At 37.7% G+C, this 19541-nt stretch carries 15 protein-coding genes; 14 read left to right on the forward strand and 1 reads right to left on the reverse strand.

Translation table 11 applies throughout. From position 1 onward, the window contains the following. Nucleotides 1-5: 5 nt before the first annotated feature. The 11 genes from BLS24_RS09240 (at nt 6) to BLS24_RS09290 (ending at nt 11245) form a co-directional block, all read left to right on the forward strand. On the forward strand, nt 6-509 hold the full coding sequence (locus tag BLS24_RS09240; protein WP_091758347.1) for a 4Fe-4S binding protein: 504 nt from the start codon (nt 6-8) through the stop codon (nt 507-509). Beyond that, nucleotides 509-2788 carry a carbamoyltransferase HypF gene (hypF, locus tag BLS24_RS09245; protein ID WP_091758349.1) on the forward strand — a complete coding sequence of 760 codons (2280 nt, stop codon included), beginning with the start codon at nt 509-511 and terminating at the stop codon, nt 2786-2788. Before BLS24_RS09240 ends, hypF begins: the two co-directional genes overlap by 1 nt. 1 nt (nt 2789) lies before the next feature. Beyond that, a complete protein-coding gene (locus tag BLS24_RS09250; RefSeq protein WP_091758351.1) occupies nt 2790-3008 on the forward strand; it encodes a HypC/HybG/HupF family hydrogenase formation chaperone in 219 nt (72 codons plus the stop codon). Further along, the gene (gene hypD / locus BLS24_RS09255; RefSeq protein WP_091758353.1) at nt 3008-4054 is read left to right on the forward strand and encodes a hydrogenase formation protein HypD; all 1047 of its coding nucleotides are present in this window, start codon (nt 3008-3010) and stop codon (nt 4052-4054) included. Before BLS24_RS09250 ends, hypD begins: the two co-directional genes overlap by 1 nt. 15 nt (nt 4055-4069) lie before the next feature. Continuing rightward, on the forward strand, nt 4070-5080 hold the full coding sequence (gene hypE, locus BLS24_RS09260; protein ID WP_091758355.1) for a hydrogenase expression/formation protein HypE: 1011 nt from the start codon (nt 4070-4072) through the stop codon (nt 5078-5080). A gap of 55 nt (nt 5081-5135) precedes the next feature. Continuing rightward, on the forward strand, nt 5136-6014 hold the full coding sequence (locus BLS24_RS09265) for an adaptor protein MecA (RefSeq protein WP_176764393.1): 879 nt from the start codon (nt 5136-5138) through the stop codon (nt 6012-6014). 70 nt (nt 6015-6084) lie between these two features. Beyond that, nucleotides 6085-6798 (forward strand): pseudouridine synthase, encoded by a 714-nt coding sequence (locus BLS24_RS09270; protein WP_091758360.1) that lies wholly within the window; start codon nt 6085-6087, stop codon nt 6796-6798. A gap of 43 nt (nt 6799-6841) precedes the next feature. After that, nucleotides 6842-8860, forward strand: coding sequence for an NAD-dependent DNA ligase LigA (ligA, locus tag BLS24_RS09275; protein ID WP_176764394.1), 2019 nt, complete (start codon nt 6842-6844; stop codon nt 8858-8860). Nucleotides 8861-8882: 22 nt separating this feature from the next. Beyond that, the gene (gene metA / locus BLS24_RS09280; RefSeq protein WP_091758362.1) at nt 8883-9848 is read left to right on the forward strand and encodes a homoserine O-acetyltransferase MetA; all 966 of its coding nucleotides are present in this window, start codon (nt 8883-8885) and stop codon (nt 9846-9848) included. Between the two features lie 14 nt (nt 9849-9862). Continuing rightward, entirely contained in the window at nt 9863-10687 is an 825-nt protein-coding gene (locus BLS24_RS09285) for a polysaccharide deacetylase family protein (protein ID WP_091758364.1), read from the forward strand. Nucleotides 10688-10762: 75 nt separating this feature from the next. Beyond that, nucleotides 10763-11245, forward strand: coding sequence for a hypothetical protein (locus tag BLS24_RS09290; RefSeq protein WP_091758366.1), 483 nt, complete (start codon nt 10763-10765; stop codon nt 11243-11245). 47 nt (nt 11246-11292) lie between these two features. Here the strand turns inward: BLS24_RS09290 and BLS24_RS09295 are convergent, their stop codons facing one another. Next, nucleotides 11293-15540, reverse strand: coding sequence for a 2-hydroxyacyl-CoA dehydratase (locus tag BLS24_RS09295; RefSeq protein ID WP_091758368.1), 4248 nt, complete (start codon nt 15538-15540; stop codon nt 11293-11295). 121 nt (nt 15541-15661) lie between these two features. Between BLS24_RS09295 and BLS24_RS15290 the strand changes: the two genes are divergently transcribed. From BLS24_RS15290 to BLS24_RS09305, 3 genes are all read left to right on the forward strand, one after another. Next, entirely contained in the window at nt 15662-15811 is a 150-nt protein-coding gene (locus BLS24_RS15290) for a hypothetical protein (protein ID WP_176764395.1), read from the forward strand. Between the two features lie 116 nt (nt 15812-15927). Continuing rightward, nucleotides 15928-18645: an ATP-binding protein gene (locus tag BLS24_RS09300; protein ID WP_176764396.1), complete on the forward strand. Its 2718-nt coding sequence runs from the start codon at nt 15928-15930 to the stop codon at nt 18643-18645. 17 nt (nt 18646-18662) lie between these two features. Continuing rightward, entirely contained in the window at nt 18663-19541 is an 879-nt protein-coding gene (locus tag BLS24_RS09305) for a hypothetical protein (RefSeq protein WP_091758372.1), read from the forward strand.

Raw genomic sequence — 19541 nt, forward strand, 5'->3', positions numbered from 1 at the left:
GAAAAATGGCAATTGTAAGTTTTAAGAAAACAATTCTTCGTAACCTGGTATCAAAGCCATATACAAGAAAAGCTGAAAAAGAATATCCTGAAGGAACTAGAGGACACGTTGAAAATGACATGGATCTTTGCGTATTATGCGGACTTTGCTCTATCAAATGTCCTACACATGCGATCACTGTAGATAAGGTTGAAAAGACCTGGTCTATCAGACCTATGAGCTGCATTCAGTGTAGATGCTGCGTAGATAATTGTCCTAAAAAGTCACTTTCAATGGGACTTAGATTCCAGGAACCAGGCGATGAGAAAGTAACTAAGACATTTAAACAGTCTGAAAAAGCTATAGCTGCTCAGGAAGCACTTATGAAAGCTGCTAAGGAGCGTGCCGCTGCTGCAGCCGCTGCAAAAGCTGCCCAGGCCGCTCAGGCTGCAGGAAATGGAGCTCCAGCTCCTGCTGCACCAGCTACTCCAGCTGCTCAGACTACAAATACAGAAGAAAAGAAAGACTGATGGTTGTTTCCATTAAAGTTAAAGGGGCGGTGCAGGGTGTTGGCTATCGCCCCTTTATTGCAAATAAAGCAACTGAATATGGAATTACAGGCTACGTCAAAAATATTGGCGCTGCAGTTGAGATCATAGCATCTGGAAAGGAAGATAAAGTGCGCTCTTTTTTAGACTCACTTTATTCCGACTATCCTTCAGGTGCTATTATTTTGGATGTGGAATCCAAGACTATCCCAGACTTATCAATAAACTACAATGATTTCAGGATCATTGACAGTGAGTCCATATCTTTATCTGATGAACTACCTGTATTTTTACCAGATATAGGAATATGTGATGATTGTCTAAAGGAACTTCTTGATAGTAATGACAGACGCTTTAAATATCCCCTTATTAGCTGTGCAAGTTGCGGACCAAGACTTAGTATCATAGAAAAACTTCCTTATGACAGAGCTACGACCAAGATGAAAAAGTTTGGAATGTGCCCTAGATGTCATGAGGAATACCTAGGTGGCAGAAGAAAGCACGCCCAGACTATATCCTGTCATGATTGTGGTCCACAGATGGTCTTTGATCATTATATTGGTGATGACATTTTGTCTGTTTCAGGTAATGAAGCGGTAGAAAGGGCAATAGAGATTCTTTTAAATGATGGAATCATCGGTTTAAAAGGTATCTCTGGCTATCAATTTGTTTGTAAGATTGATGCTGTATCAGCTAAGAGGCTAAGGAGCATTAAGGGAAGAGAAAATAAGCCCTTTGCTGTAATGTTTGCTGATATAGAAAGCGTAAAAGAGTATTGCCTCGTAAATGAAAAAGAAGAAGAATTACTTAGGTCTCCAGCAAGACCTATAGTTTTATTAAATAAAATAAAAGACATGCCTTACGAAGTTTGTAAGGACAGTAGATATATTGGAGCTTTTTTGCCTTCATCTGGTATTCATAAGCTCTTATGCGACGCTTGTGGGCCTATCATCTGTACAAGTGGTAATTTATCTGATGATAATATCATTATTGATGATGAGGTTTTCAAAGAAGCTTTTTTGAAAAAAATAGATGGTATGCTGTTTCATGATAGAGAAATAGTGATGCCTCAGGATGATTCAGTTTGCTTCGTGCTTGACATGGGAAATAGTGAATTTTCCGTTCAATATGTCAGAAGAGCAAGAGGCTATGCGCCCCTTCCACTTCTTATAAAGTCTGGAAAAAATGGAATTAACTCATTTTTAGCAATTGGCGGTGATCTAAAGAGTACTTTTTCACTTGCTAAAAAGGATAAGATAATTCCTTCTCAGTATATTGGAGACCTTGAAAGTACCAATACTTATAGATCTTACAAAAATATAATGGAGCAGTATCTAAAGCTTTTTGAATTCACGCCAGACCATATAATATGCGATCTTCATCCTATGTATTTTTCAACTAGGTATGCCAGGGAACTTTCAGATGAAAAGAGCTTAGATATTTCATATGTTCAGCATCATTTTGCCCATTCTCTTTCAGTAATGGCTGAGCATTCACTTTTATCCTGTATCGGTATATCTTTTGATGGAACAGGATATGGAACCGATGGTAAGGTTTGGGGCGGAGAGATATTGCATTGTAGAGACGGCGAATTTTCAAGGAAATGTCATCTGAATTACGTGATGCTTTCTGGCGGTAATAGTGCTCCAAAGAACGCAGAGCTTGTTAAAAAATGCTATGAAAAAGCATTAAACTACGATATAGATGATAAGCTTGTTGAGGCCGCTTTATCTAACAAGGTAAATGTGTTTGAAACATCTAGTATGGGCAGGCTTTTTGACGCAGTTTCTGCACTATTAGATATCAAAAATTACAATTCTTACGAAGGTGAGTGCGCGATTCTTTTAGAGAACATGGCTGAGGCTTCAAATAAAGAAATTTATCCTAGTTTTGAGCTTAAGATATCAAAAGATGAGGATGGTACATATATTGCAGATCAGCTTGATCTCTTTGATCAGGTTAAAAGAGCTTTTGAAACAAAAAGTAATAAAGTCCCTGATATTGCCTACGGATTTCATATGGCGATCGCATCCTTTGTAAGAAAAATATGTTGTATAATAAGACGTGAAACTTCAGAGGATAAGGTATGTTTATCTGGCGGAGTTTTTAATAACAGGATACTTCTTGGAGAATGTATCAAGATTCTTAGAGATAATGATTTTAAAGTATACTGGAACAACCAGGTTCCATGCGGCGATTCCGGTATTGCTACAGGTCAGGCATATTACGGCCTTATCTGTAATGAACTAGAAAGGCGTTAAGATGTGTGTTGCAATCCCTGGAAAGGTAATCAAGATTGAAGGAACAAAGGCTACAGTTGATTTTAGCGGTAACATAGTTACTGCAGAGGCTGGCCTTGTTAATGTTAAAGTAGGCGATAAAGTATTAGTTCATGCTGGATGTATCATTCAGACCATGGATGATAAGCTTGCTAATGAAATTGAAGAATTATTTAACGAAATAGAGGATCTTACAGTTTAATGGCTAATAAGAGTTTTCAGGAAATTATAGATTTTCTAAAGAATTATGATGGCGAAGAAGTAAGGATCATGGAGGTTTGCGGAACTCATACTGCCGCAATATCTGAAAATGGTATTCCATCCATGCTTTCGCCTAAGATATCACTTATATCTGGTCCTGGTTGTCCTGTTTGCGTAACTGTGACAGCTGTAATAGACAAGCTTGTGGAACTTTCGCTTAGACCAGACACCATCGTTCTTACATTTGGCGATCTTATAAGAGTTAAGGGGACTGAAAAGTCTCTTGCTGACGCAAAAGCGGAAGGTGCCAATGTTCGAATGGTTTATTCACCTACGGAAACTGTAACTCTTGCCAAAGAAGATCCTGATCACACCTATGTTTTCGCTGCTATTGGATTTGAAACAACAACCCCTGTTTATGCGATGGTCCTTAAAGAGGCAATTGAGCAGGATATACATAATCTCAAGCTTTTGACATCACTTAAGACTATGCCAGAAGTTATCAGATGGGTAGTTAATAACGGCGGCGGGATTGATGGATTTATAGCTCCGGGACACGTGGCTGCAATTACAGGAAGTGATGTGTTTAAAGAGCTTTCAGATGAACTTGGAATTCCTTTTGTAGTTTCAGGTTTTGAAGGAAAGCAGCTTCTTATGACAATATATGCTCTTGTTCTTATGAAGGGCAAAAAAGGCATTAAAAACCTCTACAAAGACGTTGTTTTACCAAAGGGCAATATAAAGGCTAAAGAGATTGTAGATAAGTATTTTTGCCCATCAGATGCTTCATGGAGAGGTATGGGCAAGATTAAAGGCTCTGGAATGTGCCTTAAGCCTGAATATAGCTCTTTTGATGCAGGTAGCGTAGGCCTCGATGAAGACCATATGCCTCCTGGATGTAGCTGTGCAAAGGTATTAGTTGGTAAAGTAAAGCCCTATGAGTGTCCACTATTTGGTAAGAGCTGCACTCCAGATAATGCTCATGGAGCATGTATGGTATCAACTGAAGGTAGCTGCTATAACTACTTTGTTTCAGGAAGAAGATAAGGAAGGTTTATATATATGAAAGTTACTATGGCTCATGGAAGTGGCGGAGAGTCTACTTCTAAGCTGATTGAAAGCGTATTTGCCAAGCATTTTCACAATGAAATACTTGATAGATTAGAGGATTCTGCAGTTGTAGGAGGAAGTTCCAAGATTGCAGTTACAACAGATAGCTTTGTTGTTACACCGATCATTTTCCCTGGCGGAGATATCGGAAGATTATCTGTTTGTGGTACAGTCAATGACCTGCTGATGAGTTCCTCTACGCCTAAATATCTGACATGTGGTTGTATCCTTGAAGAGGGCCTTGATCTTGAAGTTTTGGATAAGGTAATTAAGTCCATGGCTGAAACTGCAAATGAAGCAGGAGTTAAGATAATAACTGGCGATACAAAAGTTATTGAAAATAAAGGAGGAGAGCCGGGGCTTATCATTAACACCTCTGGTGTTGGCTTTATTAGGGATGATGCCGAAATTCCTGGACCTTTTAATCTTAAGGACGGTGACAAGATCATTATTTCTGGTAATCTTGGTGATCATCATGCTACGATCCTTGGAGCTAGAATGGGTATCAGCAACAATATTTGTTCAGATGCAGCTCCTTTAGTAGAAATGGTAACAAAGCTTCTTGATAATGGCATTAAGGTCCATGCCATGAGAGACGTTACAAGAGGCGGTCTTGGAACTGTATTAAATGAGTTTGCTAGTAGTTCAAAATGCCAGATCAACCTTTACGAGGAAGCTCTTCCTGTATCAGATGCAGTCAAGGATTTCTGCGGAATTCTAGGGCTTGATATTATGTATATGGGTAACGAAGGCAAGATGGTCTTATCAGTCGCAGCAGAGGATGCTGATAGAGCGTTTTCTATTATCCGAAGCTCTAAATATGGCGAAAATGCTACTATTATCGGCAATGTAGTCAAAACTGATAAAAATGACGATATAAAAGGTGTAATACTTAACACTAAGATCGGTGGCAAACGCACTATTGGTCTTATGTATGGCGAGGGACTTCCAAGAATTTGTTAAATGTTGTAAAATATTATCTATCCCTTGGAGTGCTTTTGAAAGGATTAAATTTTTAATGGAATTTAAGAGAATCAATAAAGATACAGTTACATGTATTATTACTGAAAATGACATGGACGAGCAGGGAATCAAGCTTGAGGATCTTTTTGAAAAGAAAAAAGAAGCCATGGATTTTCTTCATGATGTAATGAGAAAAGCTCAGGAAGAAGTTGATTATAAGCCAACAGGTTCATTTATGCCTATGCAGATAACAGTTCTTCCAGATCATTCTATTTCTCTTACACTTTCAGAAAATGCGTCAGCTTCATTTGGCGAGATCTTAAAGAACCTCACTGACAAAGCTGGTATCAAGATTCCTAAGAATGTTCTTGAAGACCTTGGCGATTCAGTAGATGAAGAGAGAATAAATAGATTAAATGAATATTTAAAGAGCCTTAAGCAGTTTACTAATTCCGTAAAGAACATTATGGAAGAGGTTAATTCAGGTGAGGAACAGGGCAAGATTCCTGTAAATGATGGAGCTACGGTAGAAAAAGACAAGGCTCTTTCAGACAGAATCTCTAATGGTGCATCCAGAAGATCCAAGATCCTGACTGACGAAGATAAGGTAAAGCGTGACAAAGAAAGACTCAGATTCCACGAGTATGTCTTTACTTTTGATAATATCAGAACTGTGATCAGCTTTTGTAAAAAAGCTCCTAAGCATCTTCAGATCGCAAGTTCTTTATACAAGAATCAGACAACTGGTAAATATTATTTAGATCTTCAGAGACAGGATGAAGATCCTAAGGCATTTGCCTCATTATTTACCATGGCTTATGAATTTGGTCATTTCCAGGCTACAAATCAGCATGTTATAGCTTTTATCAAGGAAAGTAGCGACCTTATTATCGCTGAGGATGCAATAGTTCTTTTAGCCAAGGTTTCAGATTAAGTTATGCAAATACTGAACGGTCCGGCAACAGACCGTTCTTTTTTTGTATTTTGACTACTACGAGGTTTTTATGAGATTAAACCAGTATATAGCTTCTTGCGGCCTTTGTTCCCGCAGAGAAGCCGATAAGTTAATAGCTGCAGGTAAAGTATCTGTAAATGATGTCACAGCTTCTTTTGGCACCAAATTAGAAGATGGCGACGTTGTCAAAGTTGAGGGCAGACAGATAAAGCAAAAGTCAGAGCACATAGTCCTTGCTTATTACAAGCCAAGAGGTATTGTATGCACAGAAAAAGACTCCCATGCTGAGAAAACAGTTATCGAAGACGTAAATTACCCTGAAAGAGTAACATATGCAGGAAGACTTGATAAGGACTCTGAAGGACTTCTGATCCTTACTAATGACGGTAATCTTATAAATGCCATGATGAAGGGTGCAAATAAGCATGAAAAAGAGTATGTGGTTCAGGTAGAAAAAAGCTTTGATGACAAATTCATCGAAAAAATGTCTAAGGGCGTTTATTTAAAAGAGCTTGATAGGACTACAAGGCCTTGCAAGATAAAAAAGCTATCCAAAGATTCTTTTAACATAATTCTAACTCAGGGCCTTAACAGACAGATCAGGCGAATGTGCGACGAGTTAGGATACAAGGTGGTTTCGCTTAAAAGAGTTCGTGTTATGACAGTAAAGCTTTCTGATTATGATCTAAAGCCATCTTCCTATCACAAGCTTGATGAAGGAGAAGTGCTTAAATTGTACAAAGCCGCTGGAATTGTGCTTTAAATAATACTATACTAATTAAGATATGTTATTTTTGGGGGTAAATATGCCATTAGATATTAAAATGGAATATGACGAGCTTGTTAAGACTATCAAGCATCATATGGACCTTTATTACAATCAGGATGAACCTGAGATTTCAGACTATGAATACGATCAGCTCATGCTTAAGTTAAAAGAAATGGAAAAAGAACATCCTGAATTTGTAACTAGTGATTCTCCTACAAAGATTATTGGAGGCACAGCCAAAAGAGAAGCTGGTGTTAAGATCACGCACAATGTGCCTATGCTTTCTATAGAGGACGTCTTTAATAAAGAGGACGTAAAAAGCTGGGTAGAAAAGGTTCATCAGATGCACCCAGATGCACTGTTTTCTGCAGAGCAAAAGATTGATGGACTTAGCTTGTCTCTTAGATATAACAGGGATGAAAAAGATAATAAGCTTCACCTGACTATGGCTGAAACAAGAGGAGACGGCCTCATCGGTGAGGATGTAACAGCAAATGCGCTTGTTATTTCAGATATTAAGAAGATAATCGATCTTCCTTATGATTATCTTGAACTTCGCGGCGAAGTTTACATGTCTCATGATGACTTTGAAAGATTTAATGAAGAACAGGAAAAGCTTGGTAAAAAAACAGCAGCTAATCCTAGAAACCTTGCTGCAGGCACATTAAGACAGCTTGATCCTGAGGTTACAAGGTCTCGCGGACTTAAAATGTTTGTTTTTAACGTTCAAGACGGCCCTGAAGAGCTTAAAAATTCCCATGTAGAAGCTTTAGATATCTTAGAAAAAGCTGGTGTAAAAACAGTATTTCATAAGGCCTGCAAGACATTTGATGAAGTCTCAGAAGCAATAGATACAATTGGTAATATGCGTGAAGATCTGGACTTTGATCTTGATGGCGCTGTAATCAAGGTAGATAACTTAAAGTGGAGAAATGATTTCCCTGCTGGTTCCAAGTATTCAAGCGGACACATCGCTTACAAGTATCCTCCAGAAGAAAAGATAATCGTAATGGATGAGATACTTGTAGATGTAGGTAGAACTGGTAAGCTTACCTTTACCGGAAGCTTCCATGACAGAGAAACTGGTAAGCCAGCAAGACTTTGTGGCACAAGCGTTTCAAGAGCAACGCTTCACAATCAGGACTATATCAATGAGATGCAGATTGGAATTGGCGGCGAATACAAGCTATTTAAGAGTGGTGAGATCATTCCAAAGCTTAATGGCTGTGTGAAAGCTCCTAGTGTGGTATACAAAGCTCCTGATGTATGTCCTATCTGCGGAGGGCACCTTGTTAGAGAAGAAGATACAGCTGATATCAGATGTATAAATCCTACTTGCCCAGCACAAGTTACAAGAACAATTGCATACTTTACTTCAAGAGATGCCATGAATATCATGGGACTTGGTGATACACTAGTAGATGCATTGGTATCTGATGGGTATCTAAAAAATTATGCGGATATATATCATCTTAAGGAACATAGAGATGAGCTTATTGAAAAAGGCATTATAGGAAAAGAGAAAAATACAGATAAGCTCCTTGGCGAAATAGAAAAGTCAAAGTCTAACGATCCAGTAAGACTACTTACTGGCCTTGCCATTAGAAACGTTGGTAAATCAACAGCTAGAGAGATCATGAAGCATTTTGATGATCTGATGGACCTTACAAAAGTTACTGTTGATGGCTTCTTACAGATTCCTGATATTGGCGAGACTACTGCTAATGACCTTTATGATTTCTTCCACAATGAAGAAAATATAGCCATCATCAATGAGATGAAAAGTCTTGGACTTAATATGGTGGTCACCAAGGATGAAGACTCATCTGATAAGCTTTCTGGTCTTACTATTGTAGTAACTGGAACACTTCCAACTCTTGGACGTAAAGAGGCAGAAGAGCTCATTACTAAAAATGGTGGTAAAGCCTCAGGCAGCGTATCAAAGAAAACAAGCTATGTTCTTGCAGGTGAAGCCGCTGGAAGTAAGCTCACAAAGGCTCAGGAACTTGGAATTGAAATCATTGATGAAGCTAAGTTTTTAGATATGATCAAATAAAAAATGCATGGAGTAAACGAATATGCCTATTAAAATTCAAAATGATCTTCCTGCCAGAGAAATATTAGAGACAGAAAATATATTTGCAGTAGATGAAAATAGAGCTTTGCATCAGGATATCAGATCCCTCCAGATCTGTATTTTGAATCTTATGCCTTTAAAAGAGGACACGGAGCTTCAGCTCTTAAGGTCAATGTCAAATACTCCTCTTCAGATTGATGTGTCATTTATGCAGATGAGTTCACATCATTCTACAAATACATCACCTAACCACTTAAACAGGTTCTACAATACCTTTGAAGAGCTCAAGGATAACACCTATGACGGACTTATCATTACAGGGGCCCCTGTGGAACAGATGGCTTTTGAAGAAGTAGACTACTGGGATGAGCTCTGCAAGGTCTTTGAGTGGTCCAAGACAAATGTAACTTCAACCTTCCATATTTGCTGGGGAGCTCAGGCCGGAATCTATTACCATTATGGAATAGACAAAAAGTACCTTGATAAAAAGAGATTTGGAATATATAAGCATCGTGTAATGAACAGGAAAGTGCCGCTCGTAAGAGGTTTTGACGATGTCTTTTGTATGCCACATTCTCGTCATACTGAGACACCTGCTGATAAGATTCATGCATGTGATGATCTTGTAGTACTTGCAGAATCAGAGGTTGCAGGAATATTCCTTTGTATGAATAAGTCAGGAAGCCAGATATTTGCTATGGGTCATGCTGAATATGACAGACTTACACTTGATGCAGAATACAAGAGAGATCTTTCTAAGGGACTTCCTATAGAGATGCCTATAAATTATTATCCAGATAATGATCCGAACAATAAACCTGATCTTTTATGGAGAAGTCACGCAAATATCTTGTATACTAACTGGCTCAACTATTACGTATATCAGAATACTCCATATAAATGGGGACAGATTCTTGATGAAGAGAAAAGAGCAATAGCTTCAAATACACTTACACAGAAAATTTGACAGGAGGAACCCAAATGAAGCTTAGAAATATCTATACCTGTTTTCCAGGCGGCAAACATAAGGTACTAACCCTTAGCTATGATGATGGCAAGATTGCTGATAGAAGGCTTGTATCTATCTTTAATGAATATGGACTAAAGGGAACTTTTAATGTCAATTCAGATCTATATGATTACCCTTGCACAGAGCCATATGATCCAAGAATTCCATTAAGTGAGTTCAAAGAACTATATAAGGGACACGAAGTAGCTTGTCATACAGCACAGCATCCTACAATAGCAAGGTGTCCTAAGGAACAGATCGTTCTACAGGTAATAGAAGATAGAAGAAAGCTTGAAGAAGCCCTTGGCTACACAGTTAGAGGCCTTGCTTATCCTAATGGTTCTTATGATGATACTGTTGTAGATGCTTTAAAAGCCTGTGGAATTGTTCATGCCAGAACAGTTCATTCAACACTTGGCTTTAGTATGCCAACTGATTTCCTTAGATGGAATCCAACATGTTCACACAGAAATGAAGCCTTGGAAAGACTTTCAAAGGAGTTTTCAGAGCTTCACAAAACTCAGTATCTGTATATGATGTACGTATGGGGCCACAGCTACGAGTTTGAAAAAGATGACAACTGGAATATAATTGAGAAGTTTGCAAAAGATATGGGCGGTCACGAAGATATTTGGTATGCAACCAATATCGAGATCGTTGATTATATGGATGCAGCTTCAAGAATTCAGGTATCAGTTAATGGCGATTTTGCGTTTAATCCAAGTGCCATTAGTGTATGGGTAGAAGTAGACCGAAAGCACGTTGAACTTAAGCCTGGAGTAGTGACTGAGTTGTAATTTTTCATTTAATAAGTTAAAATAAATATGTTAGGTTGTATATTTTTAGACGAAATTTGACAAGGAGATTATTTTATGGCCCTTAATATGGAAAATGATGACCTTGAACCAAAGACTGATCTTAAGAAGAAACCAACCAAGAAGACGAAAGAGATGCTAGAAGAAAACGCTAAACAGATTGAAGAATTAAAGGCTCTTCAGAAAGAGCTTACAGAAGAATTATCAAAACTTGATAAAGAAGACAAAGAACTTGGAGAACGTTCAGCTCTAAAGATGAAAGTTACTCACAAGAAATTTGGTGAAGGCAAGGTTATAAGCCAGGATGGTAAATATATTGAGGTAAAATTCAGCGATGTTGTAAAGAAATTTGTTTTACCTGGATGTATTGCTGATAAATACTTAGAAGTAAGTGATGAGAGTGTTTATGAGTATTATGTGAAATGTAATGAGATTCACAAAAAGCGCATGAATGCAGAGCTTAAATCTAAGTCTGCTACCTTTGCCATTCAGCGTCATGAAGATGCAATAGAAAAGCTTAATGCCAAATTAAAAGTATAACTAAATATTAGAAATTTAAAGGCACGCCATGAGGCGTGCCTTTTTTATTACATTGCTTTCTTTTCTTCAACTTTCTTTTGAGCAGTAGAGAGCATAAGCTTGATCCTGTTAAGCTGGTTAACTTCAGAAGCACCTGGATCATAGTCAATTGCTACGATATTGCATCCAGGATAGAGATGTCTCATCTGCTTGATAACGCCCTTACCAACTACGTGGTTAGGTAGACATCCAAATGGCTGTGTACAAACGATATTTGAAGCACCTTCTTTGATAAGCTCAACCATTTCACCTGTAAGGAACCAGCCTTCACCAGTCTGATTTCCGATATCAACGATAGGTTTTGCATATTCAACAAGCTTGTAGATGCTTGTTGGAGGATCAAAGTGAACACTCTTTTTAAATGCTTTTGTAGCGCCTCCTCGAAGTCTTTCAATTGCCCAGATGCCGGCTCTACAAAATGCAGCTGTCTTTTTGCTTGTTCCAAGCTCATCAGCCTTGTAGATCTGGTTGTAGAAGCAGTAGAGCATGAAATCAATAAGGTCAGGAACAACGGCCTCAGCACCCTCAGCTTCAAGAAGCTCTACAAGGTGATTGTTTGCAGCTGGAGCAAACTTAACAAGGATCTCACCAACAACGCCAACTCTTGGCTTTACTTCATCTGTGATCTCGATCTTATCAAAATCAGCAATAATATCAGCACAGATCTTTTCAAATTTGAAGATGTTCATATGCTTAGCTGATACAAAGTCCTGACAAACCTTAAGCCATTTAGCATGGCATGCATCAACTGATCCAGGAACCTTCTCATAAGGGCGCATCCTGTATACGCATCTCATGAAGATATCACCAAAGATTGCTCCAAAGGCTGCTCTTTCTAGCATTTCAAGATTGATATGGAAGCCAGGGTTTGCTTCAAGCTTTGAAAGGTTAAGTGAAACAACAGGAATCTGCTCCATACCTGCCTTTTTAAGAGCTCTTCTAATAAATCCTACATAGTTAGTAGCTCTGCATCCGCCACCTGTCTGTGACATGATGACAGCAGTTCTGTTGAGGTCATATTTGCCTGAATGAAGCTCATCCATGATCTGACCAACAACCCAAAGAGATGGATAGCAAGCATCATTATTAACGTACTTAAGACCCATATCAATGGCGTGACGATTGTCATTTTGCATTACAACGAAGTTATAACCGCAAGATCTAAAAGCTGGCTCCAAGATGTCAAAGTGAATAGGAGACATCTGAGGACAGAGAATAGTGTAGTTCTTTCTCATTTCTTCTGTGAAAAGAACTCTGTTAATAGCGCTTGATCTGATAGTTCTTTTTTTATTCTTTTGCTTACGAACTCTGATAGCGGCAAGAAGAGAACGAACTCTGATCCTAGCACTACCAAGGTTATTTACTTCGTCGATCTTAAGACATGTATATATCTTGTCTGATCCTGAAAGGATATCGTTGACCTGATCTGTTGTAACAGCGTCAAGCCCGCATCCAAAGGAGTTAAGCTGAATAAGATCAAGATCATCTCTAGTCTTAACAAAGCTTGCAGCTGCATAAAGTCTAGAATGATACATCCACTGGTCAGATACGATAAGAGGTCTTTCTGGAGTGCCAAGGTGTGATACAGAATCCTCTGTAAGAACTGCAACACCGTAAGAGCAGATCATATCTGGAATACCGTGGTTGATCTCTGGATCTACATGGTAAGGACGGCCAGCAAGAACGATTCCATGCTTACCATTTTCTTCCATCCATTTAATTGTCTCTTCGCCTTTTTTCTGAATATCGAGCCTTGCTTTAGCCATTTCATCCCAGCCGGTCTTAGCTGCTTTGATGACTTCTTCAGCAGGAATCTCAGCAAATTCTTTTACAAGAGCAGTAGTTGCTGTCTCAAGTGAAGTAAATGCCATAAATGGATTTCTAAGCTTAACATTACCATTTGTGATAGCTTCAACGTTATTTTTGATATTCTCAGAATAAGAAGTTACGATAGGGCAGTTGTAATGGTTAGTTGCGCCCTTAACTTCTTCTCTTTCATAGAAAAGTCCTGGATAGAAGATAAAATCAACTTTCTGTTTGATGAGCCATTCAATATGTCCGTGAGAAAGCTTGGCTGGATAGCACTCAGACTCACTAGGAATAGACTCGATTCCAAGCTCGTAGATCTGATGAGTTGATCTAGGAGATAACACTACCTGATATCCAAGGTTTGTAAAGAAGGTAAACCAGAAAGGATAGTTCTCATAGAAATTAAGAACTCTTGGAATACCTACGCTACCTCTTTTTGCCTTTTCAGCACTAAGAGGCTCATAACCAAAGATTCTCTTATATTTGTAATCAAAGAGGTTAGGAATGTTCTTTTCGTTCTTGACTTTACCGATACCTCTTTCGCATCTATTACCAGAAATATGAGTACGTCCGCCTGTAAACTTATTTACTGTAAGTCTGCAGTGGTTTGTGCAGCCCTGACATGTAGTCATACTTGTTGTATATTCAAGATTGTTGATCTGATCAATAGAGAGCATTGTTGTCTTGTAATCATCAGTCTCTGAGAAACGATCTCTAGCTATAAGAGCAGCACCAAAAGCGCCCATGATACCTGCAATGTCAGGTCTGATGGCTTCAGCGCCAGAAATGATCTCGAATGCTCTAAGAACTGCGTCGTTATAGAAAGTTCCACCCTGAACTACAATGTGCTCACCAAGGTCCTTGGCATCTGAAACCTTGATAACCTTAAAGAGTGCGTTCTTAATTACAGAATAAGCAAGACCTGAAGAAATATCAGCTACATCAGCGCCTTCCTTCTGTGCCTGCTTAACTCTTGAGTTCATAAATACAGTACATCTTGTACCAAGATCTACTGGAGATTTAGCATATAAAGCAACTTTGGCGAAATCCTGTACGCTATAATCTAGGGATTTTGCAAATGTCTCAATGAAAGAACCGCAGCCTGAAGAACAAGCTTCGTTAAGCTGAACAGAGTCTACTGACTGATTCTTGATATGAATGCACTTCATATCCTGACCACCAATATCAAGGATGCAGTCTACATCAGGATCAAAGAAAGCAGCAGCGTTATAATGAGCAATTGTTTCAACTTCGCCGTCATCAAGTAAAAGAGCTGATTTAAGAAGAGCCTCACCATAACCAGTAGAGCAAGCTCTTGCAATCTTAACTCCTTCAGGCATCAGCTTATAGATTTCCTGAATTGATGAGATTGCTGTCTTAAGTGGGCTTCCGTTATTGCTTGAATAGAAAGAATAGAGAAGATCACCATCTTCACTGATAAGTGCACACTTTGTAGTAGTAGAACCAGCATCGATTCCAAGGAAAGCATTACCCTTATAGCTGTCAAGCTTTCTAGTCTTAACCTTGTACTGATCCTGACGATTTCTAAATACCTTGTAATCCTCTTCATTTTTGAAAAGAGGATCAAGACGAGAAACCTCAGCGTCCATAACGATCTTGTGTGAGAGCTTTGAAACCATCTCATCCATTGAGTAGGATGTTTCTTCTTTTGCATTTAATGCTGAACCAATAGCTGCAAAAAGATGAGAGTTGTCAGTTTCGATAGTATGCTCCTCATCAAGTTTAAGAGTTCTGATAAAAGCAGCTTTGAGCTGATCAAGGAAGTGAAGAGGACCTCCAAGAAATGCTACATGTCCTCTGATAGGCTTACCACAAGCAAGACCAGAGATTGTCTGATTAACTACAGCCTGGAAAATAGAAGCAGAGAGGTCTTCCTTGGTTGCTCCTTCATTGATAAGAGGCTGTATATCTGACTTAGCAAATACTCCGCATCTAGCTGCAATAGTATAAAGGGAATTGTAGTTCTTGACATATTCATTTAGGCCTGATGCATCTGTCTGTAAAAGAGCAGCCATCTGGTCTATAAAAGAACCTGTACCACCGGCACAGATACCGTTCATACGCTGTTCTACATTTCCATCCTCAAAGTAGATGATCTTGGCATCTTCACCACCAAGTTCGATAGCTACATCTGTTTTAGGAGCAAGCTTTTTGAGTGAAGTAGATACTGCAATAACTTCCTGAACGAAAGGCACTTCAAGGTGCTTGGCAAGAGTGAGACCGCCAGAACCTGTGATAACAGGATGTATTGTTACATTTCCGCTTATATTATAGGCTTCATGAAGGAGATCAGCTAAGGTCTCCTGAATATTAGCAAAATGCCTTTTATAATCTGAAAAAATGATATTTGAATCTTTATCAAGCAGTGCGACTTTGACCGTTGTGGAGCCAATGTCTATGCCTAATGTATAGTCTTTAGAAATCATGTAATACCTCTTATTTCTTCTAATAAATGTTGCTCAAGGCAATCCCTATGATTATAAAGCAGGTGTCTATAAAAATCAATCGACGTAGTTTTGTAAACTACTTTAAGAAAAGCAATATTTCATGAAGAAAGGCAATAAGATAGAGACGGTCACAGAAACTCTTGGCATTGCAATTGATAATACAACGGTCATAAGAGATAAGAACGACAAGGTCTATGTAGCCCTTACAGGAGATGAAGTTGCGCTTACTGATATCAGAATTGTAAGATGAATGTTTGAATTCAGAGCCCCACGTAATGCGAAATTGCGTTACGTGGGGCTTTTTTTATTACATAAATAATGTTATGATTAAACTGTTGTATAACCTTAATGGAGGGGATAAAGGTTATGATAAAAAATAAAGCTAAAAGTCTAATTCTTCTTATTCTTTGCTTTTTGATTTCTTTCTCTTGTTTTCCAATTAATTCAAATGCTTCGCGCACTTATACCAAGAAAGTACGTATTGGATACTATGAAAATGAAGTCTTTGAGAATGGTGCCTCAGAAGATTCCGTAAAAAGCGGCTATGCATATGAATATTACCGTAAGCTTTCAGAATACACCGGATGGGAATATGAATATGTCTACGGGGATTTTGTAGATATTTATGAGATGCTCCTTAAGGGAGAAGTAGACTTTGTTGCTGGTCTTGCCTATACAACTGAAAGAGCTAGCTATATTTTATACCCTGACAAAGCTATGGGATCTGAAAAGTATAGTTTTGTTAAACACGATTTTGATAAGGATATCTCTTCTGATCCAAGATCATTTAACAACAAAAGTATTGGCGTCTTGAATAGTGCCATCAGGGATGTTCTTATTAATTACCTTGATAAGCACAGGATTAATGCAAAAGTAGTTACTTTTGATGACTATGATGTTTTATTAAATGCTTTCGACAAAAAGCAGATTGATATTTTGGCGGCAGAAAATGACGGCTTATATGATAGAAGACATGCGGAATATCTCTTTGCTTTTGGTGAATCCGATTACTATATTGGAGTATGTCCTGGTAAGTCATATCTGTTAAAAGAGCTAAATAGTGCTCAGGAACAGCTCTTTTACGAAGAACCTAATTATATTGCAACTCTTAGAAACAAGTATTATCCAGTTACCCTTTCAAGCAGAGCTTACACTCAGGTTGAAAAGGATTGGTTAAATTCGCATCAAAATCTAACTGTAGGATATCTAAATAATTACTTACCATATAGTGGAACTGATAATGATGGACATGTTACAGGCATGATCAGTGAGCTTATGCCTGCAATATTCAAAGAGCTTAATCTTTCTGATATCGTTATCAGATATGTTTCTTATGATTCATATGATGAACTTGTCTTAGGCCTTACAAATAACGAGATTGATGTTGCTTTCCCTGTGGGCGGCGGCCTTTATTATTCAGAAGAAGATGGTATCTTCTTATCAAATCCACTTGTTTCTTCATTAACAGATCTTATTTATAGAGTGGATTTTCTTGGAACTCCAGTCTCTGATTTTGCTGTAAACAAGAATAATAAGATGCAGTATTACTATGTAAAGACTCATTTTCCGGATGCTTCGATCTCTTATTATTCATCAATAGAAGAGTGCTTAAATGCGGTAGTTAAGGGTGAAGTTTCATTTACGACTCTTAATGGTATCAGAACTAATTCATACCTAAAAAAGAATGCTTACAGGTCATTATCCTTTAGACAGCTTAGCTTTAGTGACGACAGATGCTTTGGTATCAAGATTGGTAATGAAGGCCTGTTAAAACTGCTTAATCGTGGTGTCCATGTTTTAGGAGATGAGTATATTCAGAATCTTTCATATAGATATATGGATGCCATGACAGCTTATAGTTTCAATGATTTTATAAATGATCATTTCATTGCTGTTTTTGTCATTTGCTTAGTTCTTTTAACAACAATACTTGTTCTTTGTGTAAGAGATATCAATAGGACCCGCAGAAGGATCAAGGAAAAAGAATCAGAAAAACTTGATATTCAAAGGATGAGTTCAGATAAAACTAATTTCATAAGCACGTATAGTGAAAACTTAAGATTTTATATCAATGCTACTGAAGGGCTTGTGGATCTCATTAAGCATTCAAACAGTAAAGAAGAGACTATTATTTTTGTTGACAGGATAGATATTTGCGCTGAATGCCTTGCTAATATTGTAAATGATGTCCTTGACCTTAGTAGAATAGAGAGCGGTCAGGTGAAACTTGAAAGCTCTCCTGCAAATATTTATGAGATCATAAAAGATGTTAGAACAGTTACATCTGAGTCACTTGCCGAAAAGAAACATATTATCAGTGTAAACTATCGAAATATCAAGCATCCTAATGTTTTAACGGATAGAATAAGACTTTCACAGGTGCTTATCAACATACTCACAAATGCTATTGAGTATACCCATGAAGAAGGCCTTCTTGTTATGAATGTAGAAGAGCTTTCTTCCTATGACTCCAAAGAAGCCAGATTTATGTTCCAGATAAAGGATAATGGTCCTGGAATGAGTATGGATATAATCAATTCCATTTTTGATCCATACGCCAAGGAACGTGAGAATTTTAAGAATTTCCGAATAATAGGATTTGGTCTTGCCATATGTAAAAAAATTGTTGATATGATGGGAGGAACCATAGATGTCTTTTCGATAGAAGGAAAAGGATCCGAGTTTACTGTTGAAGTTCCGCTTCTTATCAATTCAGAATCTGAAGACAGCTCAAATGTAGCTGAAAAAGAAATCGATTCATATAATTTCTCAGGAAAGAGAATTTTGGTACTAGAAGATAGTCTTCCAAATCAGCTTTTTGTCAGCAAGATCATGAAAAAAGTTGGCTTTGAGATTCAGATTGCACTTGATGAATTTGAAGCCTATGAAAAGATTAAAGCGGCTCATTCTGATTATTTTGACCTTGTGCTTATGAACAGCGATGTCTATAATAATGGAGATAACGAGCTCAGTAAAAGATTAGAAATGATAGATGATCCTGAAAAGGCTAATATACCTATTATTCCTTTTACAAATGATACACCTTCACTTATGAAGAGTATTTCAGAGCTGTTAAATACTTGAAATGAGGTTTTAACTAAATGAACAAATTCCTTAATAACCTTGAGAGGAAAATTGGAAAATATGCAATTCCAAATCTTACTATGTATATTATCGGACTATATATAATTGGATATATGATAAGCATAGTAGGAAATGGAACTGGAATATTAGCATATATGACTCTTGATCCAAATCTTATTTTGCATGGTCAGATCTGGAGATTGTTTACATGGGTGATCATTCCAATGGGAAGATTTAACCTTCTTACTATCATTACTTTACTTTTTTACTACTTCGTTGGTAATACAATGGAGAGGACTCTAGGAACCTTTAGATACAATGTATTTATTTTTGCAGGTTGTCTTTTTATGATCCTTGCTGCATTTCTTACATATTTCTTTTATGGACTGCAGCTTGGCTTTGGCACAGAAGCTTTTGCATATGAGTTAAATCTTGCTTCTTTACTATTTTCTACAACACATATACAGACAATAGTATTTCTTGCTTTTGCAATCTGTTATCCAAATTTACAGGTACTATTGATGTTCATTATTCCTGTAAAGGTTAAATATCTTGGAATTCTTTATGGCGTGGGAATGATTATAGAAGTGTTATTTGCTTTATTTTCGCTTGATTTTGCTACATTATTTGCAGTTCTTTTACAGCTTATCAACCTTCTTTTATTCTATATCTCACTTGGTAAAGCTCATCATTTAAAGCCAACTGAAGTTAAGAGAAGAAATGAATTTAAGAAAAATACTAAGATAGTACCACCAGGAATCACAAGACATAAATGCGCAGTTTGCGGCAAGACAGAAATTAGCGATCCTAATGCAGAGTTCAGATTCTGTTCAAAATGTAATGGCAACTATGAATATTGCCAGGATCATTTATTTACACATCAGCATATTAAATAA

It is taken from the genome of Butyrivibrio sp. INlla18 (genome assembly GCF_900103635.1).
GTDB lineage: Bacteria > Bacillota > Clostridia > Lachnospirales > Lachnospiraceae > Butyrivibrio.